This window comes from Flavobacterium xueshanense (assembly GCF_900112975.1).
Classification (GTDB): domain Bacteria; phylum Bacteroidota; class Bacteroidia; order Flavobacteriales; family Flavobacteriaceae; genus Flavobacterium; species Flavobacterium xueshanense.
This window is the reverse complement of sequence record NZ_FONQ01000002.1, coordinates 172,249-193,692: the sequence shown is the minus strand read 5'-3', so window position 1 is coordinate 193,692 and position 21,444 is coordinate 172,249. Positions and strand designations below refer to the sequence as shown.

Annotated in this window: 21 protein-coding genes; 17 read left to right on the top strand and 4 right to left on the bottom strand. The window is 36.1% G+C overall.

Annotated elements, in window-relative coordinates:
• Positions 1-38: 38 nt before the first annotated feature.
• Positions 39-2,099: a methionine--tRNA ligase gene (metG, locus tag BMZ76_RS03015; RefSeq protein ID WP_091203242.1), complete on the bottom strand. Its 2,061-nt coding sequence runs from the start codon at positions 2,097-2,099 to the stop codon at positions 39-41.
• Between the two features lie 328 nt (positions 2,100-2,427).
• Here metG and BMZ76_RS03010 point away from each other — a divergent pair, with 328 nt between their 5' ends.
• The 10 genes from BMZ76_RS03010 to proC all read left to right on the top strand — a co-directional run bounded on the left by BMZ76_RS03010 (position 2,428) and on the right by proC (position 12,088).
• A complete protein-coding gene (locus BMZ76_RS03010) occupies positions 2,428-3,558 on the top strand; it encodes a mycothiol transferase (protein ID WP_091203241.1) in 1,131 nt (376 codons plus the stop codon).
• 99 nt (positions 3,559-3,657) lie between these two features.
• Positions 3,658-3,828 (top strand): hypothetical protein, encoded by a 171-nt coding sequence (locus tag BMZ76_RS15830; RefSeq protein ID WP_167547406.1) that lies wholly within the window; start codon positions 3,658-3,660, stop codon positions 3,826-3,828.
• Positions 3,829-3,896: 68 nt separating this feature from the next.
• Positions 3,897-4,436 (top strand): DMP19 family protein, encoded by a 540-nt coding sequence (locus BMZ76_RS03005; RefSeq protein ID WP_091203240.1) that lies wholly within the window; start codon positions 3,897-3,899, stop codon positions 4,434-4,436.
• Between the two features lie 233 nt (positions 4,437-4,669).
• Entirely contained in the window at positions 4,670-5,941 is a 1,272-nt protein-coding gene (gene serS / locus BMZ76_RS03000; RefSeq protein WP_091203239.1) for a serine--tRNA ligase, read from the top strand.
• A 29-nt stretch (positions 5,942-5,970) separates the two neighbouring features.
• Positions 5,971-6,552: an LOG family protein gene (locus tag BMZ76_RS02995; protein ID WP_091203238.1), complete on the top strand. Its 582-nt coding sequence runs from the start codon at positions 5,971-5,973 to the stop codon at positions 6,550-6,552.
• A 55-nt stretch (positions 6,553-6,607) separates the two neighbouring features.
• The gene (locus BMZ76_RS02990) at positions 6,608-8,383 is read left to right on the top strand and encodes a tetratricopeptide repeat protein (protein WP_091203237.1); all 1,776 of its coding nucleotides are present in this window, start codon (positions 6,608-6,610) and stop codon (positions 8,381-8,383) included.
• Between the two features lie 68 nt (positions 8,384-8,451).
• Positions 8,452-8,763: a DUF4286 family protein gene (locus BMZ76_RS02985; protein ID WP_091203236.1), complete on the top strand. Its 312-nt coding sequence runs from the start codon at positions 8,452-8,454 to the stop codon at positions 8,761-8,763.
• A 193-nt stretch (positions 8,764-8,956) separates the two neighbouring features.
• Positions 8,957-9,736 carry a 16S rRNA (adenine(1518)-N(6)/adenine(1519)-N(6))-dimethyltransferase RsmA gene (rsmA, locus tag BMZ76_RS02980; RefSeq protein WP_091203235.1) on the top strand — a complete coding sequence of 260 codons (780 nt, stop codon included), beginning with the start codon at positions 8,957-8,959 and terminating at the stop codon, positions 9,734-9,736.
• Positions 9,726-11,078, top strand: a complete 1,353-nt coding sequence (mgtE, locus tag BMZ76_RS02975; RefSeq protein WP_091203234.1) for a magnesium transporter — start codon at positions 9,726-9,728, stop codon at positions 11,076-11,078. Before rsmA ends, mgtE begins: the two co-directional genes overlap by 11 nt.
• A 233-nt stretch (positions 11,079-11,311) precedes the next feature.
• Entirely contained in the window at positions 11,312-12,088 is a 777-nt protein-coding gene (proC, locus tag BMZ76_RS02970; protein ID WP_091203233.1) for a pyrroline-5-carboxylate reductase, read from the top strand.
• A gap of 258 nt (positions 12,089-12,346) precedes the next feature.
• Here proC and BMZ76_RS02965 read toward each other — a convergent pair whose 3' ends face one another.
• Positions 12,347-12,796, bottom strand: a complete 450-nt coding sequence (locus tag BMZ76_RS02965; RefSeq protein ID WP_091203232.1) for a PA2169 family four-helix-bundle protein — start codon at positions 12,794-12,796, stop codon at positions 12,347-12,349.
• Between the two features lie 420 nt (positions 12,797-13,216).
• On the opposite strand from BMZ76_RS02965, the gene BMZ76_RS02960 reads away from it, so the two are divergent.
• Both BMZ76_RS02960 and BMZ76_RS02955 read left to right on the top strand, forming a co-directional pair.
• Positions 13,217-13,624, top strand: a complete 408-nt coding sequence (locus tag BMZ76_RS02960) for an MFS transporter (protein WP_091203231.1) — start codon at positions 13,217-13,219, stop codon at positions 13,622-13,624.
• Positions 13,625-13,777: 153 nt separating this feature from the next.
• Positions 13,778-14,158 carry a Dabb family protein gene (locus BMZ76_RS02955; RefSeq protein ID WP_244281735.1) on the top strand — a complete coding sequence of 127 codons (381 nt, stop codon included), beginning with the start codon at positions 13,778-13,780 and terminating at the stop codon, positions 14,156-14,158.
• Between the two features lie 110 nt (positions 14,159-14,268).
• On the opposite strand, the gene nhaA is transcribed toward BMZ76_RS02955, so the two are convergent.
• The gene (nhaA, locus tag BMZ76_RS02950; RefSeq protein ID WP_091203505.1) at positions 14,269-15,432 is read right to left on the bottom strand and encodes a Na+/H+ antiporter NhaA; all 1,164 of its coding nucleotides are present in this window, start codon (positions 15,430-15,432) and stop codon (positions 14,269-14,271) included.
• A gap of 144 nt (positions 15,433-15,576) precedes the next feature.
• Between nhaA and BMZ76_RS02945 the strand changes: the two genes are divergently transcribed.
• The 3 genes from BMZ76_RS02945 (at position 15,577) to BMZ76_RS02935 (ending at position 17,254) form a co-directional block, all read left to right on the top strand.
• Complete coding sequence (locus tag BMZ76_RS02945; protein ID WP_091203230.1) at positions 15,577-16,548, top strand: 2-hydroxyacid dehydrogenase; 972 nt, start codon at positions 15,577-15,579, stop codon at positions 16,546-16,548.
• A 12-nt stretch (positions 16,549-16,560) separates the two neighbouring features.
• Positions 16,561-16,887, top strand: coding sequence for a VOC family protein (locus BMZ76_RS02940; RefSeq protein ID WP_091203229.1), 327 nt, complete (start codon positions 16,561-16,563; stop codon positions 16,885-16,887).
• A gap of 85 nt (positions 16,888-16,972) precedes the next feature.
• Positions 16,973-17,254 (top strand): TM2 domain-containing protein, encoded by a 282-nt coding sequence (locus BMZ76_RS02935; protein ID WP_091203228.1) that lies wholly within the window; start codon positions 16,973-16,975, stop codon positions 17,252-17,254.
• 55 nt (positions 17,255-17,309) lie between these two features.
• Here the strand turns inward: BMZ76_RS02935 and BMZ76_RS02930 are convergent, their stop codons facing one another.
• Complete coding sequence (locus BMZ76_RS02930; protein WP_091203227.1) at positions 17,310-19,112, bottom strand: GNAT family N-acyltransferase; 1,803 nt, start codon at positions 19,110-19,112, stop codon at positions 17,310-17,312.
• A 205-nt stretch (positions 19,113-19,317) separates the two neighbouring features.
• On the opposite strand from BMZ76_RS02930, the gene BMZ76_RS02925 reads away from it, so the two are divergent.
• Positions 19,318-20,079 (top strand): exodeoxyribonuclease III, encoded by a 762-nt coding sequence (locus BMZ76_RS02925; protein WP_091203226.1) that lies wholly within the window; start codon positions 19,318-19,320, stop codon positions 20,077-20,079.
• A gap of 195 nt (positions 20,080-20,274) precedes the next feature.
• Positions 20,275-21,216 carry an OmpA/MotB family protein gene (locus BMZ76_RS02920; RefSeq protein ID WP_091203225.1) on the top strand — a complete coding sequence of 314 codons (942 nt, stop codon included), beginning with the start codon at positions 20,275-20,277 and terminating at the stop codon, positions 21,214-21,216.
• Positions 21,217-21,444: the final 228 nt, after the last annotated feature.

Here is a 21,444-nt window from a genome sequence, read left to right as displayed (position 1 = left end):
ATTGCAACGTCTCTACGTAATCGTGGATATATGAATGTTTAATTTATCGTCTCTCCATTGGCAACTCCATCCGTATCTGGATTTACAAACACCAATTTTCCTTCGGCATTTGTGGTCATCAAAATCATTCCTTGACTTTCAACACCACGAAGGTTTCTTGGAGCCAAATTCACTAGAACAGTAACTCTCTTCCCGACAATGTCTTCCGGTTTAAAACTCTCGGCAATTCCAGAAACGATGGTGCGCACGTCAATTCCAGTATCTATTTTCAAAATCAAAAGTTTGTTCGCTTTCGGCATTTTTTCTGCTTCCAGAATCGTTCCTGTACGAATATCCATTTTAGCAAAATCCTCAAATTGGATTTCTTCTTTCTGTGGTTCGGATATTTTATTTTCTGCTTTGTTAGCTGTTTTAGTCGCTTCTAATTTGTCTATTTGTTTTTGAATTTCCTCGTCTTCAATTTTGGCAAACAATAATTCCGCCTCACCAATTTGGTGTCCCGCCAGAATTAAATAAGAAGTTTGAGCAATAGTATTCCAGTTCAATGGACTTTCTATTTTTAGAATTCTTGATAATTTTGTAGCTGTAAAAGGCAAGAACGGTTCGCAAAGTGAACTCAAAGCAGCAGCAATTTGCAACGCTACATACATTTGTGTTTGCACGCGTTCCGGATTGTCTTTGATGACTTTCCAAGGCTCTTCATCGGCCAAATATTTATTTCCTAAACGAGCCACATTCATCAATTCACCCAAGGCTTCACGGAATCTGTAACGCTCTAAAGAACTTGAAATCACAGCTGGATACGCTTTCAATTCGGTTAAAGTAGCTTCGTCGACTTCTGACAACACATTTGGTTGCGGAACAATTCCGGAGTAATATTTATTGGTTAAAACCACCACGCGATTAATGAAATTCCCGTAAATCGCTACTAATTCATTATTATTTCTCGCCTGAAAATCTTTCCAGGTAAAATCATTATCCTTCGTTTCCGGTGCATTTGAGGTCAACGCATAGCGCAAAACATCTTGCTGATTTGGGAATTCTTCCAAATATTCGTGCAACCAAACCGCCCAGTTTTTAGAAGTCGACAATTTATTCCCTTCCAAATTCAAAAACTCATTCGCAGGCACATTGTCTGGCAAAATATAACTTCCTTCGGCTTTCAACATCGCCGGGAAAATGATACAATGGAAAACAATATTATCTTTCCCAATAAAGTGAACCAGTTTTGTATCCTGATCTTTCCAGTACGGTTCCCAATCTTTTCCTTCGCGCAAAGCCCATTCTTTAGTGGAAGAAATATAGCCAATCGGCGCGTCAAACCACACGTATAATTTTTTACCTTCGGCACCTTCAACGGGAACATCAATTCCCCAATCCAAGTCACGAGTTACTGCACGAGGCTCTAAACCGCCGTCAATCCAGGATTTTACTTGTCCGTAAACATTCGGTTTCCAGTCGTTTTTATGTCCAACAAGAATCCATTCTTTCAGGAAATCTTCATAACGGTCCAAAGGCAAAAACCAGTGTTTCGTTGATTTCATAATCGGAGTTTCTCCCGTAATGGTCGATTTTGGATTAATCAAATCCGTAGCATTCAAGGTTGAACCGCATTTTTCGCATTGATCGCCGTAGGCTTCTTCGTTGCCGCATTTTGGGCAAGTTCCCACCACAAAGCGGTCTGCCAAGAATTGGTCTGCTTTCGCATCATACAATTGCTCGGTTACTTCCTCAATAAAATCGCCTTGTTCATACAATTTTCTAAAAAATTCCGAAGCCGTATCATGATGGATTTTAGCCGAAGTTCTGGAATAATTATCAAACGAAATTCCAAAATCAGAGAACGATTTGCGGATAATTCCATCATATTTATCGATTACTTCCTGTGGCGTAATGCCTTCTTTTTTAGCTTTCATCGAAATCGCCACACCGTGCTCGTCACTTCCGCAAACAAACAAAACGTCTCTTCCCTGCAATCTTAAATATCTGGAATAGATGTCCGAAGGCACGTAAACACCCGCCAAATGGCCAATGTGAATCGGTCCGTTCGTATAAGGCAATGCCGCTGTAATGGTATATCTTTTTGGATTCTGTATCATAAAATTATTTTTAGATTCTGAAATTAATTCAGAACGAGCTGCAAAAATAAGCAATAGAATTTTTATTTGGACCTATTTCCCGCTATCCGTTGTAATCTTTCTATTTTTAAAGAAAAAATAGAAAGGATTTTCACTGCCATCGGGGCTAAGGGATTTCGTGTGGCGACAACTTTTTACGCTAAGCATATTTAGTTATCTATCAATACTGAAAGATTCAAAAACTTAAGATCAGCAATATAAAACTCTAAAAAATAGTATTATATTTACATTTTTTTACCAAAGTATTTTAAATCTAAACAACTACAATTAAATTCAACTATTTATTAAAATGAAAAAAATAACGATACTGTTACTGTTTTTATGTGTTTTTTCTGTTCATTCTCAAACTCAAAAAGAAGTTTCCAGCGATTGGACTTCTTTTAACCAAACTATAACCATTCAAACTGCTGTGTCAAAAAAGTTTAAAGTAATTGCCTCTGTAAAAATGGAGTCCGAAGAACCTATGGCTTGGGCTGGAGTTTGGGCTAGAGTAGATACCAAAAATGAAGAAGATGGCTTTTTTGATAACATGAATGATAGACCAATTAAAGCAAAAGCTTGGCAATCCTATACTGTTGAAGGAATTATCGATGCTAATACTAAATCATTAAGTTTTGGTGGCTTGTGTTTATATAATGGAAAATTCTATTTCGATAAATTTGAATTGCTTATTGAAAATGAAAAAGGCATTTTTGAACCAATTACGGTTTTAAATGCAAGTTTTGAAACTCCTGTTAAAAATGGTGATATTCCAAAATGGGACTTAGGGATATCCAAAAACAAAATAGTTAAAGTAAAAGAATATAAAATTATATCTGATAAAAGTAGCGTTGATGGAAAGTTGGGGTTATTGATCGAGGGAAGTGGTATAAAAATAAAAGAGACTGGAAAGATTGGTAATGTTGAAGGAGCTTCACCTCAAATTGGCGCAATGATTTCGATGCTTGAAGATTTAAAAGACCGTGTTGAAAACACAGTCAAAAATATGGATAAATACGAAATTGATTATTTACATGATGAAGAAGCTAATAGGATTGGGGCTTTGGTTATGCATTTAGCGGCAGCCGAGGCTTATTATCAAGTTGTCACTTTTGAAAATAGAGAATTTAATCCAGAAGAAAAGAAAAAGTGGGGTCTGGCTTTAGATTTAGATAAGGGTGGTCGTAATGAGATAAAAGGGCATGACATACAGTATTATTTAGATCTATATAATGAAGTTAGAGCAAAAACGATAACCGAGCTAAAAAAGAAAGATGATGCTTGGTTTGCTATAGAACATAAAAAATATGGTGTAACAAACCAATATTGTTGGTTTCATGTTATGGAACACCAATCCAGTCATTTAGGGCAAATTTTATTTTTAAAGAAAAGGATTCCGCCGCAGATGGCGGTGGATTTAGAACAAAGGATTAAAAACTAACTTAATAAAATTTCATCAATAGCACATTAAGTAGGAAAGCCACGTTTTTAATGTGGCTTTTTTTATCTTTACAAATGCAATTAATGAAGACTGTAAATCATGGCAAAAGGACCCGAAAAAAACACCCAAAATAAGGCTTTACACACCAAATTGCTCAATCGGAAAAAGACTAAAATTCAGGAGAAAAAAAAAGAAAAAGTCTTACGTTTAAAAGCTTTGGTTACAAAAATGAATCAGAAAAAGAGTAACAACCAATCTGATGTCATATAAATCAAATTGTATTTCTTTTCTGTTTTAATTTACCCGAAATTTGCAGCAGATATTCAAACACAAAACCTATGGAATTCGGTAGAATAATTATTTCAGAAACAGCAATGAACAGTGAAAATCTTCAAGATGTAATTCACTCTAATATTTCGGTAATTAACTTAATGCGTGAGGAAGGGGTTAGTGATGATTTGATTCATGAAGACGCCATAATGAGTTATTATTTAGATTATTATACGTCACAATATACAGAAGGGAATTTTGCTCAATTTGTATACAATTCGGGTTGGGACAAAGAACTAAACGAATTGATAGAAGAAGGTTTGGCACTTATTGGCGCCGAAAAACATTTGGAATTGTTCCAACAGCAATCCAAAAAAGTAAAATTAATGAGCAGTGTTAAGTTGAATAAATTCCTGAAAGGGAAACTGGAAGGCGTAAATCCTATCCGAGATTTGCTTAACAATGACACTTTTTTTGAAATAGTAGAAAACTTAGTTACTTTGAACGCTAGCTTCTTGAAAACCCACCCAGATTTTGAAGTCCTTTCTGTAGACGACATGTTTGCCACTTTAGAAGAATTTGTGGGGCACGAGATTAAAAGAGAGTAATCTAAAGTCCAAAGTCGCAATTCTTAAAGTCTCATTATTATTGCGTTTAGTTGGTTGCCGACTTTATTCTATTGATGGCAAATAAGCTGCGATACTAATCGGGTGCTAATCGGTGCATTTGACTTTAAGACATTAAGACTTGCGACTTTTGGACAAACTTTCCCTTATTTCTACCAAACATTTCCTTAAATTTGCTGCCATTATTATATAAGTTAGCGTTAAAAAAATCAACTATGTTACAAATCGCATTTATTAGAGAGAATCAAGAAAAAGTAATCACCGCTTTGGCAAAGAGAAACATCGATGCCACAAGTGTTGTTGAAGAAGTGGTACAACTAGATGAAAAACGTCGCGCTACGCAAGTAGAGTTAGACGGAATTTTATCCGAATCTAATAAATTATCCAAAGATATTGGTGAATTGATGAAAGCTGGAGAGAAGTCGAAAGCCGCAATCTTAAAAGAAAAAACAGTTTTATTAAAAGAAAAAAGTAAGAAATTATCCGAAACTGCTGATGTACTTGCCGCAGAACTTTTGGAAAAATTATACACATTACCCAATCTTCCTGCTGATATCGTTCCTGTTGGTATAACACCAGAGGAAAACCTAAACGTTTTTGAAGAAGGGGAGATTCCAGTTTTGCACGAAGGCGCACAACCCCATTGGGAATTGGTAAAAAAATTCGATATCATTGATTTTGAATTAGGAGTAAAAATCGCGGGTGCAGGATTTCCGGTGTACAAAGGGAAAGGAGCACGATTACAACGTGCCCTAATCAATTATTTCTTGGATAAAAATACCGCTGCAGGGTACAACGAAGTTCAGGTTCCGCACATGGTAAACGAAGCATCTGCTTATGGAACGGGACAATTGCCAGACAAAGAGGGACAAATGTACCATGATAAAACCGATGATTTATACTTAATCCCAACGGCTGAAGTTCCGGTAACTAATTTGTTTCGGGATGTAATTTTAAACGAAAATGAATTGCCAGTTTTAACGACGGCTTACACGCCATGTTTCCGAAGAGAAGCAGGTTCTTATGGCGCGCATGTGCGTGGATTAAACCGTTTGCATCAATTTGACAAAGTGGAAATTGTTCGTGTAGAACATCCCGATAAATCGTACGAAGCTTTGGACGGAATGGTCGAACACGTTAAAAATATTCTTCAAGAATTGAAATTACCATACAGAATATTGCGCCTTTGTGGCGGCGATATGGGTTTCACAGCAGCTTTGACGTATGACTTCGAAGTGTTTTCTACCGCGCAAGACCGTTGGTTAGAAATCAGTTCGGTTTCTAATTTTGAGACTTTTCAAGCGAATCGTTTGAAATTGCGTTTCAAAGACAAAGATGGAAAAAACCAGTTGGCACACACCTTAAACGGAAGTGCATTAGCTTTGCCACGAGTTTTGGCTGGGATTTTAGAAAACTACCAAACGCCGGAAGGAATTGTAATTCCAGAAGTATTGCGTCCGTATTGCGGGTTTGATATTATAAATTAAACAAAATACTACTGAAAAACATTTTGTTGATGAAAAGAATTACGGTGTTCTGTGGATCCAGTTGTGGGAATGAAAAAAATCATGAGGTTCAAGCTATTTTGCTGGGACAGGTAATGGCCAAGAAGAACATTGATTTGGTTTACGGTGGCGCAAAAGTTGGTCTAATGGGTGCGGTTGCAGATGGTGTTTTGAGTGAAAACGGAAAAGTATTTGGTGTTTTACCCGGTTTTTTGATGTCTAAAGAAGTGGCTCACGATAATTTGACAGAATTAATTATTGTAGAAAGCATGCACGAAAGAAAAACCAGAATGAATGAATTAAGCGATGGCGTAATTGCATTGCCTGGCGGATTTGGAACTTTAGAGGAGTTTTTCGAAATGCTGACGTGGGGGCAACTCGGACTTCATAAGAAACCCATTGGGATTTTAAACGTTGATAAATTTTATGATTTATTATTGCAATTCATCCAAAAAATGGTCGATAGCGGTTTTTTAAAAGAAATCAATCAAAAGATGATTTTGGTTAGTGATAATGCGGAAGACTTATTGAGCAAAATGGAAAATTACACAGCGCCGGAAGTTGGAAAATGGATTAAAAAAGGAAATGAATAAAGACACGAATGTTTATTCAAAAACCTAAATCTGAATTAGAAAAACAGATAAAAAAATGAAAAAAATCGTTCTCTTAATACACCTGTTTTTATCGCTATTTGCGTTTGCTCAAAACGAACAATTGGCGCAGTATTATTATGATAAAGGCGATTTTGAGAAAGCGAAGATCAGTTATGAAGAGTTGCTGCAGGAGATTCCACAAAATTCACAGTATTTTTTAAGAATAATAGATTGTTCTCAGCAATTACAGCAGTTTGAAAGCGCCGAAAAAGCCATTCAACAACGACTTGAAAAATACAATCAAGGAAATCTTCTGGTAGAATTAGGATACAATTTTCAGTTGCAAAAAAATGAAGCTAAAGCCAAAATTTACTACGAACAGGCGTTAAACCGAATAAAAAAAAATCCAAATGATGTTTACGGAATTTCCAACGCTTTTGAGAGAAAAGTTTTGCTCGTATATGCGCTAAAATCGTATCAAACCGCTACAGAACTTGATAAAAATTTTAATTTTAATTATCAAATTGGATTGCTATACGGTCAATTATCCAATATGGAAATGATGATTTCTACGTTTTTGGATGAGGCGTATGCCAATCCTCAAAATTCCATTAGAATACAAAATCAGCTGGTTCGTTTTATGGTGGACGAAGGTGACGCTAATTTCAATGAAATATTACGAAAGGCGCTTATTGTAAGAACCCAAAAAAATCAAGATCTGTTTTGGAATCATTATTTGAGTTGGTTTTACGTCCAACAAAAAGAGTTCGAAAAAGCATTTATTCAGGAAAAAGCCATTTATAAACGCAATGCGGAATCGCTTGCCAATATTGTAAATTTAGGGCAATTGGCAATTGAAGACGAGAATCAAGAAGCAGCCAAAGAAATTTTGAGTTTTGTATTGGAAAATACGCAAGATTTAGAATTGCTTATTCAAGCGAATTCGTATCTGATAAGCATGAAGATTGAAAAAGCATCCGAAAACGAGTTTGCAGCCATCAGCACAGCATTAGACGGTTTGTTGAAACAATTTGAGATACGACCTTTTACCTTATCTTTGCAGTTGATTCAGGCACATTTCACAGCATTTAATTTAAAAAAACCTGAGGAAGGAAAGGCAATAGTCAAGCGAGCGCTGGAATTGCAATTGAATGATTATGAAGTGGCAAATGCCAAAATGGAACTGGCCGATATTTTGCTGTACGAAGAAAAATTCAATCAGGCTTTAATCTATTATTCTCAAATTGAATTGGATTTAAAAAATGATGTGATGGCGCATGAAGCCAGTTTGAAAGCTGCAAAAACCAGTTATTTTAAAACCGATTTTGCCTGGGCGTTGAAACAATTCAAGGAATTAAAATCAGCCAATACGCAGCTGATTGCGAATGATGCTTTGGAATATTTTCTGTTAATCAACGACAATACCGTAGCTGATTCGACGCAAACGGTACTGAAACAATTTGCAAAAGGAGATTATCTGTTGTATCAAAACAGAAATCAGGAAGCTATAACACAGTTTCAATCGATTTTGAAAAACTACAAAGGACAAGAAATAGAAGCTGTGACCTTGTTGCGATTAGGAAAAATATATGAAAAGAAAGGCGATTTTGCTTTGGCTTTAAGCCAATACCAGACTATTATCGACCAACATAGCGACGGAATTTATATAGATGAAGCGTTGTATTTTTCTGCAGAAATTTATAACAAGCAATTGATTCCTGAAAAAGCGAAACCGTTGTATGAAAAAGTATTGTTCCATCATCAGGACAGTATTTATTTTGTGGAAGCGAGGAAGAAATTTAGGCAATTGCGAGGCGATACTAATTTATAAAAAAGGTAAATTGGTTATTAGTTTATACGAATAACCAATTAAACAAATCAACGACTAAACAGTTAAAAATGATATTATACAACGTTACCACAAACATACACGAAAGCGTTCACGATCAATGGATGATTTGGATGCAGCACAAGCACATTCCTGAAATTCTGGCTACAGGGAAATTCTCTTCTGCAAGAATGGTGCGCGTTTTAATTGAAGAAGAAATGGGCGGAGTAACCTATTCGGTTCAATATGCCACAGAGAGTAAAGAAACTTTGGAGAAATATTACCAAGAAGATGCACCGGCTTTTCGTGAAGAAGGATTGAAATTATTTGGAGATAAAATGCTGGCGTTTAGAACGGAATTAGAATTGATTGCTGATTATTAAAGTCATTGTTAGCAACAAAGTAATCATCTTTAGGGTGTCGTTTTAATTCACAATCTTAAAGTCGCAATTTGAGAGAATAAGTCGGGCTGTAAAAAGATAAAAAAAAATTGGAGATTACAACTTGTGACCTCCGATCTACAAAGACAAACAAAAACACTTTGCGCCTTAGTGCCTTCGTGGCAAAACATAAAACATGGAAAAAGTAACAGCCAAAAAACACCTCGGACAGCATTTCTTAAAAGACGAAAGCATTGCAAAAGACATTGCTGACACGTTGAACTTAGAAGGATATGAGGATATATTAGAGATAGGTCCGGGAATGGGAGTTTTGACAAAATATTTGTTGGGTAAGCCAGTGAATACTTACGTTATTGAAATCGATACGGAATCAGTGACTTATTTGGACCAAAATTATCCAAAATTAAAAGACAGAATCATTTCTAAAGATTTCTTAAAATACAATATTAACGATATTTTTGAAGGGAAACAATTCGCTATTATTGGGAATTTCCCGTACAATATTTCAACACAGATTGTGTTTAGAACTTTGGAATACCGCGACCAGATTCCGGAATTTGCAGGAATGTTCCAGAAAGAAGTGGCGCAACGTATTTGTGAAAAAAAAGGAACCAAAGCCTATGGAATTCTGTCGGTATTGGTTCAGGCTTTTTATGATGCCGAATATTTATTTACAGTAGACGAAAATGTATTTATTCCGCCGCCAAAGGTAAAATCAGGAGTTTTACGTTTGCGCAGGAAGAAAGATTATAGTTTGCCTTGCGGCGAAAAATTGTTTTTTACCGTAGTGAAAACGGCTTTTCAACAACGACGCAAAACGTTAAGAAATAGTTTAAAAACCTTAAATTTGTCGGATAGTTTGAGAGAAGATAGAATTTTTGACCTTCGACCAGAACAATTAAATGTAGAACAGTTCATAGAGCTCACCCAAAAAATAGAAGCCGATGGAGTTTAAAATCAGCAAAGAATTAATTCAGGAATTAGAGCAACTCATTCAAAATAAAAACGACCAACAATTAGGCGTATTATTGAATGACATGCACCATGCTGATATTGCTGAAATTCTCGATGAGCTTGATTTTAATGAAGCGACCTATATTTTTAAAGTTTTAGACAGTGAAAAAACCGCCGAAATTCTTCTTGAACTGGAAGATGATTTGCGGGAGAATATATTAAGCAGGCTTTCAGCAAAAGAGATTGCGGAAGAATTAGATGAGCTGGAAACGAATGATGCGGCCGATATTATTGCGGAGCTTTCCAAAGATTTGAAAGCCGAAGTAATATCAGAACTTCAGGATGTTGAGCATGCCAAAGATATTGTCGACTTATTGCGTTATGATGAAGATACCGCAGGTGGAATCATGCACAAGGAATTGGTTAAAGTCAATGAAAATTGGAATGTACTTACTTGTGTAAAAGAAATGCGCATTCAGGCCGAAAATATTTCCAGAGTCCATTCAATTTATGTGGTGGATGATGAAGACCGACTGAAAGGACGTTTGTCACTCAAGGATTTGTTGACTACTTCTTCCAGAACACCAATTAATGATGTTTACATCCGAAAACTAAACTCCGTAAAAGTAGATACTGAAGATGTTGAGGTGGCCCGGATCATGCAAAAGTACGATTTAGAAGCTATTCCTGTCGTAGACGAAATGGGACGATTAGTAGGAAGAATTACCATTGATGACATTGTAGACGTAATAAAAGACGAAGCCGATCAGGATTATCAATTAGCGGCGGGTATTTCCCAAGACGTTGAAGCGGATGACAGCATCTTTGAACATACAAAAGCACGATTGCCTTGGCTGGTTTTGGCGCTTTTGGGCGGATTCATCACCGTAAGAGTGTTGGGGTTGTTTGAAGGAGCCATGCTCGAACATGGAAATTTATTTTTTTTTACGCCACTTATTGCCGCTATGGCAGGAAACGTAGGGGTGCAATCATCGGCAATTATTGTGCAGGGCTTGGCAAACAATTCATTGAGCGGATCCTTGTTTAATAGATTGATCAAAGAAGTTTCACTAAGTTTATTAAACGGAGTAATTCTGGCTACGATATTATTTTTAGGAAGTCATTTTCTGTTGAATGTCGAATTCATCATTGGGATTATTGTGACTATAGCATTAATGTCTGTAATTATAATTGCCTCGTTAATAGGAACTTTTATCCCATTACTACTGGATAAATTTGGTATAGATCCCGCGCTGGCAACTGGGCCGTTTATAACTACCAGCAATGACATTTGTGGAATTCTGATTTATTTTTCGATAGCAAAAATGATTTTGGGGTTTTAAGAAAGAAACAAGAATAAAGAGAAAAGAAATTGTAAGGACAATTTTAAAACGTTATTTTAATTTTTTGTGAAGTAAAACGGAATAAAAAATAAGACTATAGACGATAGAAATCAAAAGTAAATTAGATTCTAATTTTTATAAAAGAATCTAAAAAATTCAATAAAAACTAACACTTTCCCATATTGGATCCTTCTCCTTTGTAGAGGGTTGGGGAGAGGAAAACTACAACCAGCATGAAAGTACACATCATTGGCGGAGGAAACTTAGGCGTTTCTATCGCACTAGGACTATTAAAATTTTCACCAGAAAACCAAGTCACGATAACCCGAAGAAACACCTCCAGCATTCTGTATCTTGAAAAATCAGGTGCTACGGTTACAGTAAATAATACCCATCAGATTCAGGAAGCCGATGTTATCATTTTGACGATAAAACCGTACCAGGTAGATGCCGTTTTAGCCGAAATCCTTCCTGTAATTTCCAATAAAATTATCGCTTCGGCCGTGAGTGGATTATCAATCGAAAATTTACAAAACAAAATTGGTACTGCTAATAGTGTAATCCGAATCATGCCCAATATTGCGGCACAGTTTGGCGCGTCAGCTACTTGTATTGCGTTTCATGAAAAAGACAAAGAAAAGGCTGAACAAGTAGTTTCTTTTTTTCAAAGTTTGGGAACTGCTCCTATTATTGATGAAAAATTAATGGATGCTGCAACGGTCCTCGCGGCCAGCGGAACTGCTTTTGCATTGCGATACATTCGCGCTTCGATGCAAGCCGGAATCGAAATAGGATTTGACTGGCAAACGGCATTAGCTATTTCTGCACAAACCGTAAAAGGCGCTGCCGAAATGCTTCTGGAAGAAAAAGTACACCCAGAACAATTAATTGACCGTGTCACCACACCACAAGGTTGCACGATTGCGGGATTGAACGAAATGGAAATGCACGGATTCAGTTCGTCCTTGATACGAGGAATCAAAACGTCCTTGAAACAAATCAAGGGTTAAGTGTCGTTTGGGCTTGTCCTGCTCCTCAAATTATTAGTTAAATAATGCGTGCCGGTCTGCCGTGCTGACTAAGCAATTTATAAAGGTCCCAAAAGAATTTTCTATAAAACTCCAAATAGAAATTGCTTCGCTATTAATCAAGATTCTGAAATTTAGTATCTTGATTAACAGCTAAGCAATATTTTTTTCTTGATATAAGTTCAAACAACGGGTTAGTAAATTGAATTTTGATTAGTGCCCGCTTCCTTCAGCAAAAATTTAAGCCATATGATCGCTTAAATCTTTTATTTTTTGGTAGTTTGCTTTTATAACAGCATGTTGTTGTTTGATCATCATTAGTTGTTCCGCGGATAAATCTTCATCATGACTTAATGCGTCATCGTAGGTTTCAAGTGCAGCTTCTTCTCCATATTCACATGAATTGATTATCGCTTTTCTGTCGCTACCGGTCATGGCAGATTTGATATCCATCCATACTCTAAACAATTTACCGGATGTAGTTGTTCCTTCTGTAGGTGTTCCACCTAATCTTTTTACTTCCGCAACAAGTTCTGATTTGCATTTTAGACTTGTTTCAGTAAAATGAGAAAACAATGTTTTCAAATCTGTTTCATCAGCTTCTTTTGAAGCAGTTTCGTAACCTGTAATTCTATCGTTGTTGATTTGGATTAACGAATTTAATGTGTCAATTGCTTTATCAGTGTTCATCTTTTTGGTATTTATTAAGAGAATTAGTTTTCACTTACACAAATATCAGTATACTTTACAATAAAACTTTTACACAATTTTTTTTAAAATTTGCAACATTCACACATTGTTAAGTATTTGACAAACAGAATGTAAGATATGCTGCAGTAAAAAGTTTTAATTGTGAATTCAATACATTTTTAACTCGCACAATACTTTACATCAACAATCAAAAATCAGCAATCAATTTGTTTTTTTTATACAAATGTGGGAAGTCATAAAAGAATGTGTTTTCCTTTAAATGGATTTGATAGAGAATTGATTTATAAAATAAATCTTATATTTGAAAAAACGTCATGCTCCGCAAAATGTTCATCATGTAAGCTGCGCAAATGTCTCTAAATTTAGGTTCGCAGGAACTTAATTTTAAAATCAAAAAAAATGAACGAGAAAATCAAAGTACTTCAAATTATTCATCTTGCTATTTGCGCGGGAACAGTAATTGCTTATTTATTTATTGGACAGCTTTCAATTGAAAGTTTAAAAATAGCGATCATTGATTTCTCAGATTTGATATATTTTGCTATCCCAATTTTAGCTTTTTTCGTGAGCAATTTTTTATTTCAATCGCAACTTAAACACGTCGACGTTAAACTAAAACCTGAAGAGAATCTGCCTATTTACCAGACCGCTTCAATTATTCGGTGGGCCATTCTTGAAGCTTCAGCCTTAGTTATTTTGTTTTTAAAACAAGATTTATTGATACTTGGAATTTTGATAATAGTATATCTTGTATTTTTAAGACCAACAGAAGATAGAGTTAATAGTGCGTTATCTAAAGCAATATAACGGCAATTAAGCTTTTTTTGCAAAGTGTTCATCATACAAGTTGCGCAAACGTCTTTGACTTTGCGCAATTTTTTTACTTGAACTTCATAAATATCAATATTTCGTTTTCGTGTAAAAAATTCAAATAAATCCTATATTTGAAAAAAAACTACCGTGAAAAAACTACTCTTACTAACGTTTATTTTAATTTCAAGTTATACCGTAAACGCCCAACAAAATAAACAAAAACAACTGCTTAGGCATGTGGTAATGTTTGGTTGGAAACCGGGCACAGATGCCGCAGCAATTGACAAAGTGGTAACTGCTTTTGGAAATTTGGAACATAAAATCAAATTAATCAAAGCTTATGAATGGGGAATCAACAACAGTCCTGAAAACTTAAATAGTGGTTTGACTCATTGTTTTGTTTTGACTTTCAGGAGTGAATCGGATAGAGATGCGTATTTAATTCATCCGGCTCATAAAGCTTTTGTAGCGGTTTTAAGTCCGGCGCCGGATAAAGTTACAGTAGTTGATTATTGGGTTAAGAAGTAAAAGAAAGACACAATCAGTATCACGGAGTTAGCTTTTAAAAAACCTAAAAAAGCCTCGTTTAATACTAACTAAACGAGGCTTTTTTATGGGAAGTGGAATCTGATGAAGAACTATTTAGTTGTTTTTTTTGCTTTCCCGGATTTTAAACTAAATTTCAACCATAAGAAACCAACGGTTCCCGCAATAAAGGAAGCAATCAAAATTGCAATTTTAGAATAGATAATTACTTCTTCTCCGTCGTTTTTAAAAGCAAGCAAGGTTATGAAAATAGACATCGTGAAACCTATTCCGCCCAGCATTCCTGCGCCCACAATACTGCTCCATTTTAGATCTCTTGGAAGCTTACAAATCCCTAAACTCACGGCAAGAAACGAAAACAACCATATCCCTAATGGTTTTCCTACCACGAGACCTAACATAATTCCAATCGTGTTGGGATGATTCAAGCCTTCATACCAATCTGATTTTATGGCAATACACGTATTTGCTATAGCAAACAAAGGAAGAATAAAAAAGGCAACTGGTTTGTGTAAAAAATGCTGTAATCGGTACGAAGATGTTTTTTTGTCACCATTTCCAAACGGAATTACAAAGGCCAATAATACTCCGGTTATCGTCGCGTGAACCCCAGAATTTAACATGAAATACCACATCGCCGCTCCACCAATCAAATAAGGAATTAGGCTGTGTACTTTTCTTCGGTTCAAAATAAACAAACCTCCCATAATGGCAAAAGCAATGAACAAATTCATATAAGCAATCGTGTCTGTGTAAAATATGGCAATTACCACAATGGCACCTAAATCATCGATTACGGCAAGCGCAGTCAAAAATACTTTCAGTGATGTAGGTACGCGATTTCCTAAAAGGGACAGAATACCAATGGCAAATGCAATGTCGGTCGCCATAGGGATTCCGGCTCCATTTTGTGTACTAGTTCCAAAATTCAGCAGTAAAAAGATTCCTGCCGGAACAACCATGCCGCCCAACGCTCCAAAAATGGGTAAAGCCGCATTTTGAATACTGGATAATTCTCCTTGATACATTTCGCGTTCTAATTCTAAACCAATGAGAAGAAAGAATATAGCCATTAAACCATCGTTAATCCAGTGCGTTATCGAATGGCTGCCAATATTGGTTTCCCAAAACGCAATATAGCCAGTTTGAACGGGCGAATTGGCTAATAAAAGAGAGAGTATCGTAACAAAAAGTAATAAAAGGCCACCTGCTTTTTCACTTTCAAAAAAAGCTTTGAATGTTTTTGTTAATTTCATTTTTTGGTTTTTATTTATTATAAGCATCAGGTTTATAATAAAAAATTCAGAAGGCAAATTTACAAATTACAACTTTAATCTCAGTTGTTAAAACAATAAACCGTAATTTTTTTGTTAATTTGAAGTATTAAAAACCGAACAATTATGGACATCAAAATCCTTCATATAGACAGCAATCATCCCGTACTTTGGGATCAATTACAGCATTCCGGATTTATAAATCACAGTGATTTTAATTCGTCAAAAGAAGAAATCGAAGCCAAAATTCAAGACTATCAGGGAATTGTTATTAGGAGTCGATTCAAGATTGACAAAACATTTTTGGACAAAGCCGCTAATTTGCAATTTATTGCGCGCGTGGGAGCAGGATTAGAAAGTATCGATTGTGAGTATGCCACATCCAAAAACATCACGCTAATCGCTGCTCCGGAAGGAAACAGAAATGCGGTTGCCGAACATACATTGGGAATGATTTTGTCACTTTTTAATAAATTAAACCAAGCCGACAGCGAGATACGAGCTGGACATTGGAACCGGGAAAGTAACCGCGGTCATGAACTCGACGGTAAAACGGTGGGGATTATTGGTTACGGAAACATGGGAAAATCTTTTGCAAAAAAACTTCGTGGTTTTGATGTCAAAGTGTTGTGTTATGATATTCAGGAAAATGTAGGTGATGCTAATGCGAAGCAACTTTCACTAACAGAATTTCAGCAAAAAGTGGATGTATTGAGTTTGCACATTCCGTGGAGTCCCGAAACGAATAAAATGGTTGACAGTGATTTTATCAATGGATTTACTAAACCCTTTTGGATTATCAATACGTCTCGTGGCAAGAATATTGTCACTGCTGATTTGGTTGCGGCCCTGCAATCCGGCAAAATTCTCGGTGCTGGTTTGGATGTTTTGGAATACGAGAAATTATCTTTTGAAACTCTTTTTAATGATAAACACACTCCAGAAGCTTTTCAATATTTGTTGAAAGCCAAGAATGTAATTTTGACGCCGCATGTTGCCGGTTGGACATTTGAAAGTCACCAGCGATTGGCGCAAGTAATTGTAGATAAGATAAAAGCTAAATATTTCGGTCAAGCCAAAGATGTAGAGCCGGAGTAACGCGTTACGGGAATTGGCGGTTTCTTTTTTAAATCAAAAAACTCAAAAGAACTGGTGACTTGGTATGGAAAACATTTGGGTTTAAAAACCGATCAATATGGTGTTACTTTTTGGTGGAAAGACAAAGTGGATAATGATTGTTCTACACAGTGGTCGCCATTTGTGGAGGATACTACTTATTTTGCACCAAGCGAGAAACAATTGATGCAAAATTTCCGCGTGTGTGATTTAGAGAATTTATTAAAAAAATTATCTGATGAGGGTGTAACAATTGTGGGTGATATGCAGTCTAATGAGTATGGAAAATTTGGTTATATTCTGGATAGCGAGAGTGTTTAGACAGAATCTTGGGAGCCAATTGATACTGCATTTCAATAATTTTTATATTTTTAATCACTGAAAAACAACCTAGTACCAACAATTTATGGAAAACTCGAAGATTGAAGAATGGAATAATCCGCGATTAGTTCGGCAAGACAATAAGAAACTTGCGGCAGGGTTGCTTGCTATACTTCTAGGGCCTTTTGCGATTCACAAATTTTTTTTAGGTTACACCACAGTAGGGATTATTTGGTTAGTGATTAGTTTATGCACTTGTGGAACCGTAACCGGTTTATTGGGACTTATTGAAGGAATAATTTATTTAACAAAATCTGACGAAGAGTTTTATCAAACGTATCAAGTTGGAAAAAAAGCGTGGTTTTAAAACATAAAAAATCCCGAATAAGTTCGGGATTTTTTTATAAACAGGCATTCTGCAGTCAATCTTCTTTCTCGCTCAGTTTGCGTTCCAATTCAGCCTGAAACTCTTCCATTACGGGTTTCATGGTACTTTCTGGAATATCTGCAATCCGGATGTACATCAATCCATCAACGGCATTATTAAACAACGGATCGACATTAAAAGCGACCACTTTTGCGTTTTGTTTGATGTATTTTTTAATCAAAACCGGCAAACGCAAACTTCCTGGTTCGAGCTCATCAATAATTTTATCAAACTTATTTAAATCGGATTCAGCTTCATCAAAAATGAAATCTTTATCGGCATCCTTCAGTTTGACCTTGTACGCTTTCTTTGGATGAATGTATTGCGCAATATACGGATCGTAATAATTAGATTTCATGAATTCAATCATCAGTGATTTCGAAAAATCAGAGAATTGATTGCTGATACTCACGCCTCCCAATAAAAATTTATGTTCCGGATAGCGTAAAGTGGTGTGCATAATTCCTTTCCAAAGCAAGAAAAGCGGCATTGGTTTTTGTTGGTATTCTTTGATGATAAAGGCGCGCCCCATTTCTATGGATTTGTGCATCATATCATGTAATTCTGGTTCAAATCGGAAGAGATCATTGAGGTAAAAACCATTTATTCCGTATTTCGGATAAATTTCTGAACCCAGTCCCATTCGGTAGGCACCGGCAATTTTATTAGCTTCATTATCCCATAAAAACAGGTGATGGTAATATTGATCGTGCTTGTCTAAATCAATAGACTCATTGGTTCCTTCGCCAACTTCTCTGAAAGTTATTTCTCGAAGACGACCAATTTCGTGCAGGATATTGGGTATTTTTTTTGCTTCAGCGAGAAACACTTCGTAATTTTTACTTTGTAAAAGGCGACAATCCGTGCTTCGCAATGCATCCACTTCCTTAGTCATTTTGTCCTGATTGGCGGCAGTGACAATTTTCTTCGGACTTTTAAGAATTTTTAAAGTAGGCGTTGGTAAAAAAGTACTTTCTTTTTCAAAAGGATTTGCCAGCATGTACGTTTTCTTTCGTAAAAATTCTGAGTATTCCTCTAGCGTAGTATGTTCGTTTTGTTCGCTTACTGAAATCGGTTTCCCAATGCGCACTTTTATCACACGATGTTTCTGGCTAAATACTTCTGACGGTAGTTTTGCGGTTCTAAAAGTCCCGCTGATTTTAGAAAGCAAATAAAATAACCGACTGTTTTTAGCATGAAAATAAATGGGAACGACAGGAACTTGGGCTTTTCGTATTACTTTGATAGCGCCTTCTTCCCAAGGTTTATCTACCATTAATTTTCCGTCTTTATAAGTTGAAACTTCTCCGGCAGGGAAAATACCTAACGGTTTTCCGTCACTCAAATGGCGAAAAGTCTCTTTGATTCCTACCACACTCGATTTAGTATCCTTATGATTTTCAAAAGGATTCACCGGCATGATGTATTTCTTGAGCGGTTCAATGCGATGCAAAAGGAAATTAGCGATAATTTTGAAATTTGGTTCTCTTTCCAGCATCAATTTCAGTAACAAAACCCCGTCAATTCCTCCTAACGGATGATTTGAAATGGTGATATACGCCCCTTCTTTTGGCAATCGTTTTAGATCCTCTTCCGGTATTTCAAATTTTATTTGTAAATCATCTAGTATTCCATTTAAAAAGGCAACATCCTGAAGATGTTTGTTTCTGTCGTATACTTTATTTAAGGTAGAGATTTTTAGCACCTTCATCATTATCCAGCCAGAAAAAGTACCTAAAACTCCGTACTTATCAGCATTTATTGCTTTTGCAACTTCTTTCGCGGTTACTAAACCCATGTATTTTTTGTTTTTTTTGGAGCAAGAAACAAAGATAGCAAAAAACTCCATTTTCTCTATTTTTCTCAATCAAACTTGTACTTTTTTGTTACATTTGGAACCCACATCCAAACAATATAATTTTTTCCGAGAAAATAAAAAAGTGGGTTCCTGACAACCGCAGGCAAAGATAATTTTCCGGAAAAAATTCAAATTTTATTTTTCAATGAGAATTATTTCATACAATGTAAACGGAATTAGAGCCGCCATTTCTAAAGGATTTATCGATTGGTTGCAACACGCAAATCCGGATATTATTTGTCTTCAGGAAATTAAAGCGACCGAAGATCAAATTCCTGTCGAAGATATTACAAAAGCAGGTTATCCGTACCAATACTATTATTCAGCAACTAAAAAAGGCTATAGCGGCGTAGCGATTCTCTCTAAAATCAAACCCAACAATGTCTTTCACGGTACCGGAATTCACCACATGGATTTCGAAGGAAGAAACCTCCGCGCTGATTTTGATGACTTTTCAGTGATGAGTTTGTACCTGCCATCGGGGACAAATATTGATCGATTGGGTCATAAATTCACGTTCATGGATGATTTTCAAACCTACATTAACGAACTCAAAAAAGAAACGCCAAATCTAATTATTTGCGGGGATTATAACATTTGTCACGAAGCAATCGACATCCATGATCCTATAAGAAATAAGAACATTTCTGGGTTTTTACCGCAAGAAAGAGCCTGGCTCGACGGATTCATGAAATCCGGATTTGTGGATAGTTTCCGCCACTTCAACAGTGAGCCGCACCAATATTCATGGTGGAGTTACCGCGCTGGAGCCAGAGGAAACAACAAGGGCTGGCGCATCGATTACAATTTAGTGAGCGACACCCTAAAGCATAAACTCAAAAGGGCTGTTATTCTTCCAGATGCAGTGCATTCAGATCATTGCCCTGTTTTGGTGGAATTAGAGTAGTCATCCTGAGCGGAGTAGAAGGAGGAGCTATTTCCCGCTATCCGTTACAATCTTTCTAGTCCTGAACTTGTTTCAGGATCCTGAAACAAGTTCAGGACTAGAAAGGATTTTCACTTTTATCGGGGCTAAGGCATCCGATTATAATTTAATTTTAGCTTTCATCGCAACATTAGAAACAACATAAATACCAACAAAATGATTATAAGAGTTTCCATCGGATTATTAATACTAGCGCTTTCCACTTCTTGCGTATCCAAGAAAATATACAATGATTTAGAAAGTAAATACGCCGATTCCAGAAAAGAAAACAGAAGTTTAGCAGATGAAAATGCCGATTTGCTAAAAGCTAAAAACCAATTAGAATTAGACCGCGACGGGTTAAAAACTGATTTAAGCAAATCCAAAATGGAACTGGATAAATTTAAAGCAGATTACGCAGCGGCTCAAAATAAGTTCAAAGTCCTGCAGGATTCCTACCTCGCTTTAGAAAAAAATAGTGGAGACGCTTTGCAAAGCAACATGAAGAAAAATCGTGATTTGCTGGAACAATTAGACGAAAAAGGAAAAGCATTGGCATTCGAACAAGAGCGATTGAGCAAAAGCGCACAACGTTTGCAAGAACTGGAAGATTTGATAGCTGCCAAAGAAGCTAGCATGAAAAAACTAAAAGAAACCTTATCTAAAGCCTTGAATAGTTTTGAAGGAAAAGGGCTGACCGTTCAACAAAAAAACGGGAAAGTGTATGTTTCCATGGAGAATAAATTACTTTTCAATTCGGGAAGTTGGGCTGTAGGTTCCGAAGGTAAAAAAGCAGTTGTAGAATTAGGTAAAGTTTTGGGTGACAACCCGGATATTTCTGTGCTTATTGAAGGTCATACAGATGATGACGCGTTCACGGCTTCAGGACCTATTGCGGACAACTGGGATTTGTCTACCAAAAGAGCTACGTCAATTGTCGCTATTTTGAGTGAAAACAAGAAAATCAATAAGGAAAATCTAACGGCTGCCGGAAGAGGAGAATTTTCACCATTAGGAAGCAATGCAACCGCGGAAGGAAAAGCGAAGAACCGTAGAATTGAAATCATTCTAACACCAAGATTAGATGAAATTGCCGAAATGTTGAATGAGATAAATTAAGATTAAAACATCTAATGTTATAAGTTTTACCATTAAGAAAATTAAGTTCTGATTCTTAATGAAACTTAATGTAGCAATGGTTTAAAAAAGAATTTTCCTTTAACCGCTAATTCGCTAATTTTATCTTTCGATTGAAGGCTTTTAATTTGCGAATTGGCGGTTATATTTTATAAACGTTTCTCAATTTTCTGTTAACAGCAAATGGTAACGACAAACTAATTTTATCTT